The 17,243-nt window shown below is 66.9% G+C and carries 11 protein-coding genes; 3 read left to right on the forward strand and 8 right to left on the reverse strand.

Going from position 1 to position 17,243, the window contains the following annotated elements; translation table 11 throughout:
- Nucleotides 1-115: 115 nt before the first annotated feature.
- The 4 genes from clpB to rluD form a co-directional block, all read right to left on the reverse strand.
- On the reverse strand, nt 116-2,701 hold the full coding sequence (gene clpB / locus ACYVBS_RS02685; protein ID WP_460821579.1) for an ATP-dependent chaperone ClpB: 2,586 nt from the start codon (nt 2,699-2,701) through the stop codon (nt 116-118).
- Nucleotides 2,702-3,169: 468 nt separating this feature from the next.
- Nucleotides 3,170-4,756, reverse strand: a complete 1,587-nt coding sequence (locus ACYVBS_RS02690) for a SulP family inorganic anion transporter (RefSeq protein ID WP_460821623.1) — start codon at nt 4,754-4,756, stop codon at nt 3,170-3,172.
- A gap of 112 nt (nt 4,757-4,868) precedes the next feature.
- Nucleotides 4,869-5,657, reverse strand: a complete 789-nt coding sequence (pgeF, locus tag ACYVBS_RS02695; RefSeq protein WP_460821580.1) for a peptidoglycan editing factor PgeF — start codon at nt 5,655-5,657, stop codon at nt 4,869-4,871.
- 72 nt (nt 5,658-5,729) lie between these two features.
- Nucleotides 5,730-6,704 carry a 23S rRNA pseudouridine(1911/1915/1917) synthase RluD gene (gene rluD / locus ACYVBS_RS02700; protein ID WP_460821581.1) on the reverse strand — a complete coding sequence of 325 codons (975 nt, stop codon included), beginning with the start codon at nt 6,702-6,704 and terminating at the stop codon, nt 5,730-5,732.
- An 82-nt stretch (nt 6,705-6,786) separates the two neighbouring features.
- Between rluD and ACYVBS_RS02705 the strand changes: the two genes are divergently transcribed.
- Complete coding sequence (locus tag ACYVBS_RS02705; protein ID WP_460821582.1) at nt 6,787-7,653, forward strand: outer membrane protein assembly factor BamD; 867 nt, start codon at nt 6,787-6,789, stop codon at nt 7,651-7,653.
- A gap of 451 nt (nt 7,654-8,104) precedes the next feature.
- Here the strand turns inward: ACYVBS_RS02705 and ACYVBS_RS02710 are convergent, their stop codons facing one another.
- The 3 genes from ACYVBS_RS02710 to sucC all read right to left on the reverse strand — a co-directional run bounded on the left by ACYVBS_RS02710 (nt 8,105) and on the right by sucC (nt 12,106).
- Complete coding sequence (locus ACYVBS_RS02710; RefSeq protein WP_460821583.1) at nt 8,105-9,739, reverse strand: NAD+ synthase; 1,635 nt, start codon at nt 9,737-9,739, stop codon at nt 8,105-8,107.
- A 313-nt stretch (nt 9,740-10,052) separates the two neighbouring features.
- Complete coding sequence (sucD, locus tag ACYVBS_RS02715; protein WP_036136724.1) at nt 10,053-10,928, reverse strand: succinate--CoA ligase subunit alpha; 876 nt, start codon at nt 10,926-10,928, stop codon at nt 10,053-10,055.
- A gap of 11 nt (nt 10,929-10,939) precedes the next feature.
- Complete coding sequence (sucC, locus tag ACYVBS_RS02720; RefSeq protein ID WP_460821585.1) at nt 10,940-12,106, reverse strand: ADP-forming succinate--CoA ligase subunit beta; 1,167 nt, start codon at nt 12,104-12,106, stop codon at nt 10,940-10,942.
- A 248-nt stretch (nt 12,107-12,354) separates the two neighbouring features.
- On the opposite strand from sucC, the gene ACYVBS_RS02725 reads away from it, so the two are divergent.
- Both ACYVBS_RS02725 and ACYVBS_RS02730 read left to right on the forward strand, forming a co-directional pair.
- Nucleotides 12,355-13,971 carry a sensor histidine kinase gene (locus tag ACYVBS_RS02725; RefSeq protein ID WP_460821586.1) on the forward strand — a complete coding sequence of 539 codons (1,617 nt, stop codon included), beginning with the start codon at nt 12,355-12,357 and terminating at the stop codon, nt 13,969-13,971.
- Between the two features lie 80 nt (nt 13,972-14,051).
- Nucleotides 14,052-15,578, forward strand: coding sequence for a sigma-54-dependent transcriptional regulator (locus tag ACYVBS_RS02730; protein ID WP_460821587.1), 1,527 nt, complete (start codon nt 14,052-14,054; stop codon nt 15,576-15,578).
- 28 nt (nt 15,579-15,606) lie between these two features.
- Here the strand turns inward: ACYVBS_RS02730 and ACYVBS_RS02735 are convergent.
- Nucleotides 15,607-17,243, reverse strand: a 1,637-nt coding sequence (locus tag ACYVBS_RS02735; protein ID WP_460821588.1) for a T6SS phospholipase effector Tle1-like catalytic domain-containing protein, incomplete at its 5' end; no start/stop codon positions are given.

A 17,243-nucleotide genomic window follows, 5' to 3' on the forward strand; every position in this document is an offset into this window, starting at 1 on the left:
GCATATGCGCGAGGATGTCCGACGGCGGCGCGCCTACCCAGCCCGCGCGCCAAGGCCGAGACGAGTGCAGCAGAGCGGGTGCGGCCCCCGTGTCGAGGCCGCACCCTAAGCGTGCTCAGCCCTTGCGGAACACCAGCGCTCCGCCTTCGGCCTCCACCTGCACGGTATCGCCATTGGCGAATTCGCCGGCCAGGATGCGCTGGGCCAGCGGGTTCTCCAATTGCTGCTGGATGGCCCGCTTCAGCGGCCGCGCACCGTACACCGGGTCGAAGCCCACGTTGCCCAGCAGGTTGAGCGCGTTGTCCGACAGCGCCAGCTTCAGCCCGCGTTCGTGCAAACGCTTCTCCAGGCTCTTGAGCTGGATCTTGGCGATCTCGCGGATCTGCGCCTTGTCCAGCGGGTGGAACACCACGATGTCGTCGAGGCGGTTGATGAACTCCGGGCGGAAGTGGCTCTGCACCACGCCCATCACCGCGGCCTTCATCTGCATGTAGCCTTCCGGCGTGTCATCGGCGGCCATGTCCTGGATCATCTGGCTGCCCAGGTTGCTGGTCATGACGATGACGGTGTTGCGGAAGTCGACCGTGCGGCCCTGGCCGTCGGTCAGGCGGCCGTCGTCCAGCACCTGCAGCAGGATGTTAAACACGTCCGGATGCGCCTTTTCCACCTCGTCCAGCAGGATCACGCTGTACGGGCGACGGCGCACCGCCTCGGTGAGGTAGCCGCCTTCCTCATAGCCCACATAGCCCGGAGGCGCACCGACCAGCCGGCTGACCGCGTGCTTCTCCATGAACTCGCTCATGTCGATGCGCACCATCGCGTCGCTGCTGTCGAACAGGAATTCGGCCAGCGCCTTGCACAGCTCGGTCTTGCCCACGCCGGTGGGACCGAGGAACAGGAACGAGCCGGACGGACGGTTCGGATCGCTGAGGCCCGCGCGCGAACGGCGCACGGCATCCGACACCACCTTGATGGCCTCCTCCTGCCCAACCACGCGGCCGTGCAGCACGTCCTCCATCTTCAGCAGCTTCTCGCGCTCGCCTTCCAGCATCTTGCTGACCGGGATGCCGGTCCAGCGGCTGACGATCTCGGCGATCTCCTCGGCGGTGACCTTGTCCTGCAGCAGGGTGAAGCCCTTGGTCTCGGCTTCCTGCGCCGCGTGCAGTTGCTTTTCCAGCGTCGGCAGGGTGCCGTACTGGATCTCGCTCATGCGGCCGAAGTCCTGCTTGCGCTGCGCGGCCTCCAGCTCCAGCTTGGCGGCCTCGATCTGCTCCTTGATCTTGGTGGCGCTCTGCAGCGTGGCCTTCTCCGCCTTCCACACCTCTTCCAAGTCGTTGAACTCGCGCTCCAGCGTGCCGATCTCGCTTTCCAGGTCGGCCAGGCGCTGCTTGCTCGCCTCGTCCTTCTCCTTCTTCAGCGCCTCGCGCTGGATCTTCAACTGGATCAGGCGGCGTTCCTTGCGGTCCAGTTCCTCCGGCTTGGAGTCGATTTCCATGCGGATCCGGCTGGCAGCCTCGTCCATCAGGTCGATGGCCTTGTCTGGCAACTGGCGGTCGGCGATGTAGCGGTTCGACAGCGTGGCCGCCGCGACGATCGCCGGGTCGGTGATCTCCACGCCGTGGTGCACGGCGTACTTCTCTTTGAGGCCGCGCAGGATCGCGATGGTGTCCTCGACACTCGGCTCGCCGACGAACACCTTCTGGAAGCGGCGCTCCAGCGCGGCGTCCTTCTCGACGTACTTGCGGTACTCATCCAGCGTGGTCGCGCCGATGCAGTGCAGTTCGCCGCGCGCGAGCGCGGGCTTGAGCATGTTGCCCGCGTCCATGCTGCCTTCGGCCTTGCCGGCGCCGACCATGGTGTGCAGCTCGTCGATGAAAAGAATCACCTGGCCTTCGTTCTTGGCCAGGTCGTTGAGCACGGCCTTGAGGCGCTCCTCGAACTCGCCGCGGAACTTGGCGCCGGCGATCAGCGCGCCCATATCCAGCGACAGCACACGCTTGCCGCGCAGGCCTTCGGGCACCTCACCGTTGATGATGCGCTGGGCCAGGCCTTCGACGATCGCGGTCTTGCCCACGCCGGGCTCGCCGATCAGCACCGGGTTGTTCTTGGTCCGGCGCTGCAGCACTTGCACGGTGCGGCGGATTTCCTCGTCGCGGCCCACCACCGGGTCAAGCTTGCCGCTCTCGGCGCGTGCGGTCAGGTCGATGCAGTACTTCTCCAACGCCTGGCGCTGGTCTTCGGCATTCTCGGATTGCACGCTCTCGCCTCCGCGGATCTTTTCGATGGCTGCTTCCAGCTTCTGCTTGTTGGCGCCGGCGGCCTTGAGCGCCTTGCCGGCCTCACCACCATCCTCAAGCGCTGCCAGCACGAACAGTTCGCTGGCGATGAAGGCATCGCCGCGCTGCTGCGCCAGCTTGTCGGTCACGTTGAGCAGGCGGCCCAGGTCGTTGCCCACCTGTACGTTGCCGGCCTGGCCGGTGACCTTGGGCAGCTTCTCCAGCGCCTCGCCCAGACGCTCGCGCAGCAGCGGCAAGTTGACGCCCGACTGCGCCAGCAGGGGGCGGGTGCTGCCGCCCTGCTGGTCGATCAGCGCGGTGAGCAGGTGCACGGGCTCGATGAAGTTATGGTCGCGCCCCACGGCCAGCGACTGCGCGTCGGCGAGCGACTGCTGGAAGCGGGAGGTGAGCTTGTCCATCCGCATGGGTTTCCCCTTCAAGTCATGGGCGGCCATCAGGCCGCGATGAATTGCAGATGCGGCTGGGGGCCGCGGGAATCAAGCGTCTTTCAAGGCTTGTTCAGGGAGTGTCGAGGGTTGGGCTTTACGGGACTTGATTGGGGTCAAATCGGGCATATTTTGGGTGGTCGGCCTGAGCGGAAAGCGCCGGCTTCGGTGGGGCGGCGGCGGAGGCGCTGGGCATTGCTCCTCCGCTCCGTCGGCACATCCTGTGCCGAGTCGCGGCCGCAGGCCATCCATGGCCTGCTCTACGCAATACCCAGCGCATCCACCACCGCCACGCAACTTGAAGGGTCGCGGCGACTTCAAGAGCTCTGCCCGGAAACGCGTGCTTGTCCCGAACTCCTAAGTCCTCGGCATTCGGCACGCGGCACGCGGCAGTGTTGCCGCCCCCCTGATTGCGGCCTTTTTCTGACCGGACATCGCCCGTTGGGTTCAGGGGGAAGTGCCGGACCGTACCGGCTCGCGCTGCAGCGACAAGGCTGCCAACAAGGTCGCCAGCGCCAGATACGCCCCCACGAACTGCCATGCGATCTGCCGGGGTAGCCCCTCAAGGTTCCACGGCAGGTAGATCCCGCCCTGCGGGTGCACGGAGTGGATGACGCCAAAGAGGGCCAGGGCCGCACCGGCCAGCAGGAACGCAGAGGCGCGCAGCAGGCGCCCGTCGATCATTGCGGCCACTGCAGAGATCCAGATCATCGCGGTGATTATGAAGCCGTTGCCGAGGGTCACGATCACCGCCATCTCGGGCAGGCCGTGGCTGTCACTGGCGTGCATCAGCTGGGCGAAGTGGTCAGGCGCGATCCACGCCGGGTTGCCGACCTTGATCGACAGCATGTAGGCGACCGAGGGCAGGAAGCCGAGCACCATCGCGGTGGTGTGCCTGGGTGGCGTGGCCTGGAAGGCCTGCGTGGCGATATCCAGCGCCACGTACACGATGATCGGCGCCAGCACCGCCAGCGGCAGCCACTGCACCAGCCCGGACACCAGTCCGAGCATGCCGCCAATACCGATGAACAGGCCGGTCAGCAAGGTGTAACCGCTACGCGCGCCCATGTGCTTGTACGCGGGTTGGCCGATATACGGGGTGGTCTGCGCCACGCCGCCGCACAACCCCGCCACCAGCGTAGACAGCGCCTCGGTCAGCAGGATGTCGCGGGTGCGGTAGTCATCGCCGGCAGCGCGCGCGCTCTCGCTGACGTTGATGCCCCCCACCACCATCAGCAGGCCAAACGGCAGCAACAACGGCAGGTACGGCACGGTGTACGGCAGGCCTTCCACAAAACCCAGCGACGGCAAGGGGAAGGCCACCGTCAGCGGTGTCGCCTGGGGCCACTGGAAGCCGGGCGCCCCCAAGCCCAGGGCGCCGAGCGCGTAATACAGCACGGTGCCAAACACGAAGGCGACGAACACACCGGGCAGTTTTACCGGCAGCCGCCCCTTCGCCACCAGCACGTACAGCAGCAGTCCCAGCGTCACGAAGCCCACCACCGGCGAGCGCAGCGCCTCGACCAGCGGGAGGAAGCCCATCAGTACCAGCGCGATGCCCGCGATGGAGCCCAGCAAGCCAGCGCGCGGCACCAGCCGCGTCACCGCATCGCCCGCGAATGACAGCACGAACTTCAGCACGCCCATCACCATCAGCGAGGCCATGCCCAACTGCCAGGTGGCGTGGGCCGCCGCGTCGGCGTCCATGCCCATCTGCTTGAAGCCCGCGAATGCCGGTCCGAGCACCAGCAGCGCCATGCCAATGCTGGTGGGCGCATCCAACCCCAGCGGCATCGCGGTGACGTCGTCGCGGCCGGTGCGCGCGGCCAGCCGTCGCGCCATCGCCGTGTAGATCACGTTGCCCACCAGCACGCCCAGCGCGGTGCCGGGGAACATGCGCCCATACACCACCTCCGCCGGCATGCCGAACAGGCCGACCAGCGCCATGGCGATGAAGCCCAGGATCGACAGGTTGTCGACCACCAGGCCAAAGAAGCCATTGAGATCGCCGGCGACGATCCAGCGGCGCGGCATTGAACTGGAAGTTGACACGGTGACGTCCCCGGAGGCCTTCAGGCAGCTGGCAACCATACCGTGCCGACATCGGCAGGGGCAGCCGAACCATGGTGGGTCACCGATTCCGGCTTTACCGCGCCGGTTCGATCCAGGCCAGCGAGACCATGCGTCCCGTGCGCCGATCGCGCCGGTGCGAGTAGAAGCGGTCTGGGGCGGACAGCGTGCACAGATCACCGCCGGAAATGCGATCTGGCGCAATGCCGACCGCTGCCAAGCGCCGACGCGCCAATGCGTAGAGGTCCACCCGCCAGTGGTGCTCGCGCGTGCTGGTGAAGGCGCTGCCCGCCCCCCAATCACGCGAGACGAACGCGTCGTACACCTCGACGCCGATCTCATACTGCTGCGGGCCGGCGGCCGGGCCCAGCCAGGCGCGAATCCGCTCCGCCGGCGTGCGCATCGCGGCCACGGTGGCCTCCAGCACGCCCTCGGCCAGTCCGCGCCAGCCTGCGTGCGCCGCGGCAACTTCACTGCCGTCGTCGGCGCAGAACAACACGGGCAGGCAGTCCGCGGTCAGGATGGCGAGCACCACGCCCGCCTCGGAAGTGACCGACGCATCCGCTTCCGGCAGCAGCGCCGGCGCATCCCGCCCGAACCGCACCACCCCGACCCCGTGCACCTGCCGCAGCCAGCGCGGGGAGCCCGGCAGCCCCGCGTGGGCTTCCAGCAAGTCGCGATTGCGCGCCACATCCGTGGGGTCATCCCCCTCGGCGGCCGTGCAATTGCCCATGTTGAAGCTGTCGAACGGCGCCTTCGACACGCCCAGCCCATGGCGCAGCGTGGTCAAGCCATGCACGCCCCGCGGGGCCGGCCAGTCAGCGCGCAGCCACGGCTTGCCGGGCAGGTCGAGGGGTTCGGTCATGGCGCAATTCCCAACGTGGAAGGCAACGTCAAAAAGGTGCGGCGGAGCAGGCGGACAATGGCGGCCGTGCGGTCAGCGCCGTGATTCCGCCGCCGCCTTGGCGTCGTCATGCAGCACCTTCACCAGCGCCTGCATGTCCGCCGGCATCGGCGCGCTGCAGCGGATCGGCTCACCGGTCACCGGGTGCGCGAACTCCAGCGTCTCCGCATGCAACGCCTGACGGCGGAAACCGCGCAGCGCTTCGATCAGTTCCGGCGAAGCCCCCTTGGGCAGCTTCAGCGACCCGCCGTACAGCGGGTCACCCACGATGGGGTGCTTGAGGTGAGCCATGTGCACGCGGATCTGGTGCGTGCGCCCGGTCTCCAGCCGGCATTCGAGCAGGGTGTGGGCGCGGAAGCGCTCGCGCAGGCGGAAGTGGGTCACCGCATCCTTGCCGTCCTCGCGCACGGCCATGCGGATGCGGTCGCGCGGGTGGCGGTCGATCGGGGCATTGGCGGTGCCGCCGGAGACCAGCGCCCCCACCACCACGGCCAGGTACTGACGGTGCACCTGGCGCCCCGAAAGCTGTTCGATCAGTGCGGTGTGCGCCGGCAACGTGCGCGCCACCACCATCACCCCCGACGTGTCCTTGTCCAGGCGGTGCACGATGCCCGCGCGCGGCAGGGTGGCCAGCGACGGGTCGCGGTGCAGCAGGGCATTGACCAGCGTGCCGGCCGGGTTGCCGGCGCCCGGGTGCACCACCAGCCCGGCGGGCTTGTTGATGACGATGACGTGCTCGTCCTCGTACAGCACGTCCAGCGCGATGTCTTCCGGCTCGGAGTGGGTCTGCACCTCCAGCACGGCCGTCACGGTGACGGTCTCGCCCCCGCGTACCGGGTCGCGCGGGCGGGCCGTCTGGCCGTCCAGGCGCGCGTCCCCGCTTTTGATCCACCCCGACAGCTTGGAGCGGGAATAGTCGGGGAACAGGTCGGCCAGCACCGCGTCGAAGCGGCGGCCGGCGGCTTCGTCGGGAACGGTGGCGGTCAGGGTCTGGGGGGCCTGGGTCATCTTGGTAGGCTCTCGCACCCGATTAAGGGGCTGGTAGGCGGGGGCTGCTATTATCGGCCCTTCACGCCTCAAGCGCCCGTCGATGCCGACCATGACCCCACGCTCCGCCCTGCTGCGCACCACCGCCCTGCTGCTGGCCATCACCGTCGCCGGTTCCGGCTGCGCCCGCATGGGCAAGATGTTCAAGGATGAGAATGCCAACGAGGGTCAGCCCGTCGAACAGCTGTACGACAAGGGCCACACCTCGATGAAGAACGGCAACTGGGACTCGGCCGAGCAGACCTACAAGCGCCTGGTCGCCCAGTACCCGTACGGCGAATACACCGAACAGGCACTGATCGAAACGGCCTACGCCCAGTTCAAGGCCGGCAAGCACGACGACGCGATCAGCAGCATCGACCGATTCATCCGTACCTACCCCACGCATCGCAACATCGCGTACCTGTACTACCTGCGTGGCCTGGCCAACTCCAGCCGCGACACCGTGTTCCTGCAGCGCGTGTGGCGTCTGGATGCCAGCCGCCGCGACCTGGCCACGCCGCACCAGGCGTACAACGATTTCTCCATCGTCGCCGAGCGCTATCCCAACAGCCGCTACGCCGAGGATGCGCGCAAGCGCATGGGGGAGCTGCGTGACCTGTTTGCGCGGCACGAGCTCGACGTGGCCCTGTACTACCTGCGCCGCACGGCCTACGTGGCCTCGGCCACGCGCGCCAAGCAGCTGCTGGAAACCTACCCGCAGAGCACGTACGAGAACGACGCGGTAGCCACGCTGGCCGCCGCGTACACCGGGCTGGGCAACGAGGCGCTGGCCGCCGAGGCCAAGCGCGTGCTGCAGGAAAAGGCGCCCAACCACCCGTACCTGGCTGGCAACTGGCCGGACTACCCGGGCAACTGGCGCAAGCTCAATCCGTTTGCGGGTGAGAAGTCCGCGCTCGATATGGATTGAGGGTGTTGGCTTCGGTGGGGGCGGCGTTGCCTGTAGGCATTGCTTCGTCCCTCCATCGGGGCATCCTGCCCCGAGTCGGGCCGGCGGCCATCCATGGCCGCCTCCTACGCAATACCTACAGGCAACACCGCCTCTGCCACCGAAATGGGATTGGCGAGGTAATTAAAAGCATTAGCGGGCTACGCACGCCATGAGCCTCCAACAACGCCGCCTAGTGTGGCGTTGCTGTTTTTGCCCCCCCCCCACGTTTGGAGGCGGGGCGCTGCCATGCGTCTCGTGAAAAGCGCGCCATGGGTGAGAGCGGGCTGCTTACGCGGCACTGCCGCGTAGCCCGGTCGAACGCCCGGCGCGCTGCGCTGGGCCGGATTGGCGCGCGGCCCGACTCGCGGCAGGATTGCCGCGACGGAGGGAGAAACGAGGCGCATGGCAGCGCCCCGCCCCCCACGACTCCCTAAGCCCGATAACCGTTCGTGATCGGATACCGCCGCTCGCGCCCAAACGCGCGATGCGAGACTTTCGGCCCCGGCGCGGCCTGGTGCCGCTTCCACTCGCTGATGCGCACCAGGTTCAGCACCCGGTCCACCGTCTCGGCGGCAAAACCCGCCGCCACGATCTCATCGCGGGACTGCTCCTGGTCCACATGCCGCAGCAGGATCGCATCCAGCACGTCGTACGGCGGCAACGAGTCCTGATCCTTCTGGTTTTCGCGCAATTCCGCGCTCGGCGCGCGGGTGATGACGCCCATCGGGATCACCGGGTCGCCCACCGTGTTGCGCCAGCGCGCCAGCGCGTACACCTCGGTCTTGTACAGGTCCTTGATCGGCCCATAGCCGCCGCACATGTCGCCGTAGATGGTGGCGTAGCCCACCGCGTACTCACTCTTGTTGCCGGTGGTCAGCAGCAATCCACCGAACTTGTTGGTCAGCGCCATCATGATCGCGCCGCGGCAGCGTGACTGCAGGTTTTCCTCGGTCACGTCCGCATCGCGGCCGTCGAACACGTCCGACAACGCGCCCAGAAAGCCCTGGAATGGCTGTTCAATCGGCACCTCCAGCAGGCGAACGCCCTGTTCGCGGCACTGCTCCAGCGCAAGATCGTTGGACAGGTCCGCGGTATAGCGCGACGGCAGGCGCACGGCGGTCACGTTCTCCGCGCCCAGCGCATCCACCGCGATCGCCAGCACCAGTGCGGAGTCGATGCCGCCCGACAGGCCCAGCCATGCCTTGGTGAAACCGTTCTTCTGGCAGTAGTCACGCGTGCCGCGCACCACGGCCCGCCATGCCAGCGCCTCGCGGCTCTCGTCGCCGTCCTCCATCCACTGGCACGCGGCGAAGCGCCTCTCATTGGCGTCGTAATCCACCACCAGCCACTGGTCGCTGAACGCAGCGGCCGCGGGATGCACCGCGCCATCCCCATCCGCCACCACCGAGGCGCCATCGAACACCAGTGCATCTTGCCCGCCCACCACATTGAGGTAGGCGATGCCCACGCCGTGGTCACGCGAGCGTTCTTCAATCAGGGCATCACGCTGCAGGTGCTTGTCGCGCTCGAAGGGCGATGCATTGGGCACCAGCACCAACTGCGCCCCGGCCTGCACCGTGGAGGCGATCGGCTCGTCAAACCACAGGTCCTCGCAGATGATTAGGCCGACCTTCACCCCATCGACCTCGAATACGCAGTTTTCGCCATCCGGATCGACATCGAAGTAGCGGCGCTCATCGAACACCGCGTAATTGGGCAACTCACGCTTGCGATAGGTGTGCGCCACCTCGCCATCGCGCAACACACTGGCCGCGTTGTAGACCACGCTGCCGGCTGCCTGTGGCCAGCCCACCACGGCCACGATGCCCTTCGTCGTCATGGCCAGCCGCTGGATGGCGGCAGCGCATTCGGCCAGGAACGACGGTCTAAGCAGCAGGTCCTCAGGCGGGTAACCGCAGAGTGCCAACTCCGGGAACAGCACGACGTCGGCGTCGTACTCGTCGCGTGCGAGCGCGATCATCTCCGCGATCCGCTCGGCATTGCGCTGCACCGCGCCCACCGGAAAGTCGAACTGCGCCATCGCGATCCGCAAAGGGGTGCCCATCCGCTGCTCCATCCAGTCACGCGTCATATCTCACCCATGATAGTGGTTACGGCGAAGAGGAGGTGGAGCGTGGGCGTATTGCGGCGAGCCGGCCATGGGTGAGACCAAGCCGCTTTCGCGGCACTGCCGCGTGGCTTGGGCAAACGCCCGGCGCGCTGCGCCGGGCCGGACTGGCCGGCGCCCCCGACTCGGGGCAGGATGCCCCGACGGAGGGGCGCAGCAATACCCCCCATGCTTCGCCTCCTCCCCCCATCGCCAAAACGAGAAAGGCCACCCGGAGGTGGCCTTTCCCAGACAACTTCAGCGCCGCCGATTACTTGGCCAGGCGCTTCGCGATCGCCGCACCCAGGTCGCCCGGCGACTTCACCGTGGTCACGCCCGCCTTCTCCATCGCGGCGAACTTGCCCTCGGCCGTACCCGAACCGCCGGAAGCAATAGCACCGGCATGGCCCATACGCTTGCCCTTCGGCGCCGAGGCACCGGCGATGAAGCCGACGACCGGCTTGGTCACGTACTGGCTGATGAACTCGGCCGCTTCTTCCTCGGCGGAACCGCCGATCTCGCCGACCATGATGATGCCTTCGGTCTGCGGGTCGTCCTGGAACCACTTCAGCGCGTCGATGAAGTTGGTGCCGTTGATCGGGTCACCGCCGATGCCAATACAGGTCGACTGACCCAGGCCCACGTCGGTGGTCTGCTTGACCGCTTCATAGGTCAGCGTGCCCGAGCGCGACACGATGCCGATCTTGCCCGGCATGTGGATGTGGCCCGGCATGATGCCGATCTTGCACTCGCCCGGCGTGATCACGCCCGGGCAGTTCGGGCCAACCAGCACGACGTCGTCGTAGCCGTTGAGCACGTTCTTCACGCGCAGCATGTCCAGCACCGGGATGCCCTCGGTGATGCACACGATCACCTTGATGCCGGCGTCGGCCGCTTCCATGATCGCGTCAGCCGCGAACGGCGGCGGCACGTAGATGACCGAAGCATCGGCGCCGGTTTCGGCGACGGCATCGGCCACGGTGTTGAAGACCGGCAGGCCCAAGTGGGTGGTGCCGCCCTTACCGGGGGTCACGCCACCGACGACCTGGGTGCCATAGTCGAGCATCTGCTCGGCGTGGAAGGTGCCCTGCGAGCCGGTGAAGCCCTGCACGATCACCTTGGTGTTCTTGTTGATCAAAACGCTCATGGTGTCGTTCCTTACTTGCCGGCGACGGCCGCAACGGCCTTCTTCGCGCCGTCGTTGATGTTGTCGGCCGGGGTGATGGCCAGGCCGGAGTTCTTCAGCAGCTCCTTGCCGGCTTCAACGTTGGTGCCCTCAAGGCGCACGATGACCGGCACCTTGACGTCCACTTCCTTCACCGCGGCGATGATGCCCTCGGCGATCATGTCGCAGCGGACGATGCCACCGAAGATGTTGACGAAGATCGCCTTCACCTTGTCGCTCGACAGGATCAGCTTGAAGGCCTCGGTCACGCGCGCCTTGGTCGCGCCGCCGCCCACGTCGAGGAAGTTCGCCGGCTCGCCGCCTTCCAGCTTGATCACGTCCATGGTCGCCATCGCCAGGCCGGCGCCGTTGACCATGCAGCCGATGTTGCCGTCCATGGTGACGTAGTTGAGGTCATGCTGGCTGGCCAGCACCTCGGTCTCGTCTTCCTGGCGGATGTCGCGCATCGCCACCAGTTCCGGATGGCGGAACGAGGCGTTGTCGTCGGAGTCGATCTTGCCGTCCAGCACCGCGAGGTTGCCGTTGGTGAGGATCGCCAGCGGGTTCAGCTCGACCAGCGCCAGGTCCTTCTCGTTGAACAGCTTGTACAGGCCCAGCATGATCTTGGTCAGCTGGCCGACCTGCTTGGCGTCCAGGCCCAGGGCGAAGCCCAGGTTGCGGCACTCGAACGGCTGCAGGCCCTGCACGTAGTTCACGTGCAGCGTCTGGATGGCTTCCGGCTTCTCGGCGGCCACCTGCTCGATGTCCATGCCGCCTTCGGCCGACGCGATGAAGGTGATCGAACGCGTGGCGCGGTCCACCAGCACCGACAGGTACAGTTCCTTGGCGATGTCGGTGCCTTCGCACACCAGCACCGAGTCGATCGGCAGCTCGACGCCGGCCGTCTGGTAGGTCGCCATCTTCGTGCCCAGCAGCGCCGCGGCGTACTGCTTCACGTCGTCATACGAGCGCGCCAGCTTGACGCCACCGGCCTTGCCGCGGCCACCGGCGTGGATCTGCGCCTTGACCACCCACAGGTCGCCGGGGATGGTCTTGGCGGCTGCGACAGCCTCGTCGGGAGTGCGGGCAACCACACCGACCGGCACTGCGATGCCGTAGTCGGCAAAGAGCTGCTTTGCCTGGTATTCGTGAAAGTTCATGCGTCACCGAGGGGAGTTGGAGTCATCCCATGCGGGGCATCCGGCAGGCCGGCGCGCAGGCAATGGGGCCCGCCATTGTCGCCGATCGGGCCCCGGCGGGCAAAATCGACCATGGACGAAGCACCCGCCGCCCTGCGGGAGCGGCTCCGGGCCCGGAAGGCGTGCGGCGTGGCCGAGCCCCGTTCGCCGTCCCGCGCGCCCCTGTGACCTCGGCCTATACTCGCCCGGGAACCCCGCAGGACGCCTCCTTGCCCTTCTTCCGCCACGCCACGGACGCCACCGACGCCGACCGCGCCCTGCGCCGGGAGTTGTACTTCTTCACCCTGTACCGCGTGTTCGAGGCGGTGCTGCTGGTCTTCGTGCTGTTCGGCCCCCTGCCCGACCTGGCAGGGGAGGCACGCCACCCCGAGTTCGCGCGGGGGCTGTCGCTGGCCTACCTGCTGGTGGCGATGGCGCTGTTCCTGGTGGGCGGCCGGGGCGATGTCCGCCTCCATACCGTGGTGGGCGTGGCCGCCGACCTGCTGCTCGGCACGCTCGCCATCCATGCCCTGCCCAACAGCGGGGCCAGCATCGCCCTGATGCTCGCCTTCAACGTGGGCGCGGGGGCCCTGCTGCTGCGCATCCGCTACGGCATCGCGATTGCCGGGCTGGCGACCGCGGGCCTGATCGGCGAACACGCCTGGAGCCATCTGCTCGAAGGCGGCGCCAGCATGACGCTGGGGCAAGTGATGCTGACCTCCGCGGCCTACCTCACCATCGCCGGCCTCACCAGCACTCTGGGCCGGCAGTTGCGCGAGGGCTACAACCTGGCCGAGGCCCGCGGCGCCGAAGCCGCGCAATTGTCGGAAGTAAACGAGCTGATCATTCGGCGCATGCGCACCGGCGTGCTGCTGGTGGACGGCCAGGACAACATCCGGCTGGCCAACGAAGCCGCCTCCCTGCTGATGGGCGAAGCCGGCGACGCCGACCCGCAGGGAATCCGGCACCTGGGCGTGGCCCTGCCCGAACTGGCCCGCCGCCTGCAGCGCTGGCGCGCCGGCGAAACGGACACCAGCCCGATGCTGATCAGCCCCGATCAGCCCGAAGTGGTCCCGCGCTTCACCCGGCTGCTGGCCAACAGCGACCAGGTGCTGATCTTCCTCGACGACACCGCGCTGGCCGCCCGGCGCGCGGAGTCGCTGACCCTGGCCACCCTGGGCCGTTTCTCGGCCAGCCTGGCCCATGAGATCCGCAACCCGCTGGCGGCCATCAACTACGCGGTGCAATTACTGGAGGAGTCGCCCGACATCCCCACCGCCGACCGCCGCCTGCTGGAGATCATCCGCCAGCAGGGCACGCGGATGAACGGCATCGTCGAGAACGTCCTCGGCCTGGCCCGCCGCGACCACGCCCAGCCCGAAAACGTCGATCTGGGCGAGCAGGTCCGTCAGTTCGTCGAGGACTACCGCCAGGGGCACCCGCTGGAGGACGACACCGTGCAGGCCGCCACGCCCAAGGCGCCGGTGCCCGCCCTGGTCGACCCCCGGCAGTTGCACCAGGTGCTGACCGCTTTGGTCTACAACGCCCTGACCTACGGCCGCATGCCAGGCGAACCCGCACGGGTGACCGTGCGCGTGACCGCCGACGGCAGCGGCCAGCCCATGATCGAAGTGCTGGACCGCGGCCCGGGCATCCCGGAGCGCGTGCAGAGCCAGCTGTTCCGCCCCTTTTTCACCACCTCCAGCCACGGCACCGGCCTGGGCCTGTATATCGCCCGGGAACTGTGCCGGGCCAACCAGGCCAGCCTGGACTACGTCCCCGTCCCCGGCGGGGGGGCCTGCTTCCGCCTGCGGCTGCAGGGACCGACCGGCGCCCGGCATGCCTGAATTCGACGCAGCGCACAAGCCTGCAACTCCGAACTTGGCCGTCCGCCCCCCATCAGTTATCGTCGGCGCCGGAGGATCGGATGGCAGAAACCCGTAGTGCATTGGTAGTCGACGACGAACGTGACATCCGCGAGCTCCTGGTCATGGCCTTGGGTCGCATGGGTTTACGCTGCGACACCGCCTCCAGCCTTGCCGACGCGCGCAACCAGCTCGCACGGCAATCCTTTGACCTGTGCCTGACCGACATGCGCCTGCCGGACGGCTCGGGCATGGACCTCGTCGCCGAGATCAGCCAGAAGCACCCCGAGACCCCGGTCGCCATGATCACCGCCTTCGGCAATGTCGAAGCGGCCGTGGAGGCCCTCAAGGCCGGCGCCTTCGATTTCGTCGCCAAACCGGTGGAGCTGAGCGTGCTGCGTGACATGGTCCGCCACGCCCTCGACCTGCGCACGAAGGGACCGGCCCCGGCCTCGGTGGTCGACACGGTGGCCGCGCGCCTGTACGGCGACTCGCCCGCCATGACCGCCCTGCGGGCCACGCTGGCCAAGGTCTCCCGCAGCCAGGCCCCGGTGTACATCGCCGGTGAATCGGGCGTGGGCAAGGAACTGGTCGCCCGCACCATCCATTCCGAAGGCGGCCGCGCCGACGGCCCGTTCGTGCCCGTCAACTGCGGCGCCATCCCGGCCGAACTGATGGAAAGCGAGTTCTTCGGCCATAAGAAGGGCAGCTTCACCGGTGCCCACGCCGACAAGCCCGGCCTGTTCCAGGCCGCCGACGGCGGCACCCTGTTCCTGGACGAAGTGGCCGAGCTTCCGATGCACATGCAGGTCAAGCTGCTGCGCGCCATCCAGGAAAAGTCCGTCAAGCCGGTGGGCGCCAACATCGAGATCCCGGTGGACGTGCGCATCCTCTCGGCCACGCACAAGGATCTGGCCCGCATGGTGGCCGAAGGCCGCTTCCGCCAGGACCTGTACTACCGCATCAACGTGATCGAACTGCGCGTCCCGCCGCTGCGCGAACGCCTGGACGACCTGCCCGGTCTGGCCGACAAGATCCTGCGGCGCCTTTCGAGCCAGCAGGGCCGCGACCCCGCCCGCCTGGGTCCGGCCGCACTCGCCGCCCTGCGCGCCTATCCGTTCCCCGGCAACGTGCGTGAGCTGGAGAACGTGCTAGAGCGCGCCATGGCGCTGGCCGATGGCGACACCCTGACCGCCGAGGACCTCAGCCTGCCGGCCACCGGCGCAGCGGCACCGGTCACGCATGGCCTCCCACACGCGGCCTTGCGGCCCTCCGTGCCTGCCACCGCCACCAGCAGCTCGGCGCCCGCGACGGCAGAGAGCAGTTACAGCCACGCGTCCTTCAATGCCACGTTCGGACCGCCGGCCGGCAGCCACTCCAGCGCGGCGGCGGCGGGCATCGACCCGCGCACCCTCGACCCGCGCGACACCGCCACCAGCGCCCTGCCCTCGTACATCGAGGAAGTGGAGCGCGCCGCGATCGAGCACGCGCTGAAGGAAAACCGGTACAACAAGACCAAGACGGCCGCCTCGCTGGGCATCACCTTCCGGGCCTTGCGGTACAAGTTGAAGAAGTTGGGGATTGATTGAGGCCATAGCGGCGCCCGTCACCGCAGGCTTATCCCGTCGGGGCGTTAGCCCCTGCCGAAACAGCGCGCACTCGTCCTCCTGAGGGAAGGCGCGTTTCGCGTATGGCGTAGTAGTCGATTCGAGAGAAGTCCAGCTGAAGCGTGCCGACGAGCCGGAACCCTACCTGCGAGTCGTGGACATGATTCTCAAACAGGGATTCAATGGGCGCGGGGATGGCATTGCGTCGGGGGGGCACCCTCGGGTTTCCGGTCAACCCACCGTGACCCCGCCCCGCCTCCGTTCTCGCCGCCTGCCCAAGTACGCTGTTCATTGCAGCCAACTCCTTGCGTCGCTCAGCACTTCCCGGCGCATTCGGCTCTGCTTGCCAATAGCGGCGAAACTTCTCCCCCGTGTCCTCAACCGCCAAACCGCTATCGATCCACTTCCAGTACCACTTCATGTGAGCGTGTAGCACGTCACCCATAGGACCCTTGGGCGTGTCCACATGCTTCATATACCCTCGGAAGGTGTCGTGCGCGGTTGCATTCAACGCGAAGGAATGTGAGTAAAGATCACGCCAACGCCCGCCATCATCGGCCCGCATTTCCGCCACGGACTGCATCGGCAGGCCTGCACCCCGCGCGTGGTCCAGCATCTGCAACAGGTTGATCCGCGCCAAGTCCCGGGTCCGCCCCTGCTTGCCCTCCTCATAACCCCCACCCACATCGGAATGCGCACCCGGCGATACCACCTGGACGCGTTGCGCTAACGCAGTTCCGGCCTCGATGACCGTGACAGGGAAAGCGTCTCGCAACTCATGGGCGGCCACGGTGTGAACGCATTTTTCGACCCAACGCGGAACAGTGGTAGGGATCAGCTCGGAATGCGTATTGCCGCCCGCGCGGCCGATGGATTCGACCGTATCGAACAAGCCGAGAAACTTGAAGTTAAGTGGTATCCCGTCAAACTTCAGCTTGCCAGCCGCTTCAGTGACCTTGCTGTGGGCGCGGAGCCAGTGCGTGAATGCACGAGCCGTTGCCGCACCACGAGAGAAGCCAAAGGCAGAGACATTGATTTCGTCGACACGGGCGTGGGAACGGATATCTATCACATACGTTTCAAAGTCAAAGATCGCCTTTTCCAAGCGCTTGTCGATCTGCCGGCCAAACGCCTGATTGATCCTGCTTTCGTCCTCTTCGTAACCGTGGACGTCCGTCCAGACCACCTGTCGGTCGCGCCCTACGATCCTCGCCACGCGCTCGTAGCGACCAGTGAAGGTGAAATGGGTGCCGCATCCCTCGTAGTAGAAAGGCGTGATTCCTTTTCGTGGGTTGGTCAGGTGCGCGTGAAACAGCGCAGCCACGTTGCTATGCCGCACAGGGAAGTCACGATCTTTATGATTATTCGTGCCGTCAAAGAATGCAGAAAACCAACCTACCACGTGACATGTCGGACACGCGGGGGATCCTCCCGCCGAGCCGCCCTTGGAAACTGCACGACTCACCATGTTTTCAACCGCCAGAACTCTTGGCGCAATTACAGCCCCTGCATCAGAGTTCATTTGCCGCTTTCCCGGAGTTGGACTTCGGGTGACCTGCCCCCGGTTTTCAGGGCCACCCTGACTTAAGTAGAGTCCGTTCCCAAGAAGAGGACGGACATGAAGAAGCGCTTCACCGACGAGCAGAT

The organism is Lysobacter olei, from assembly GCF_054777355.1.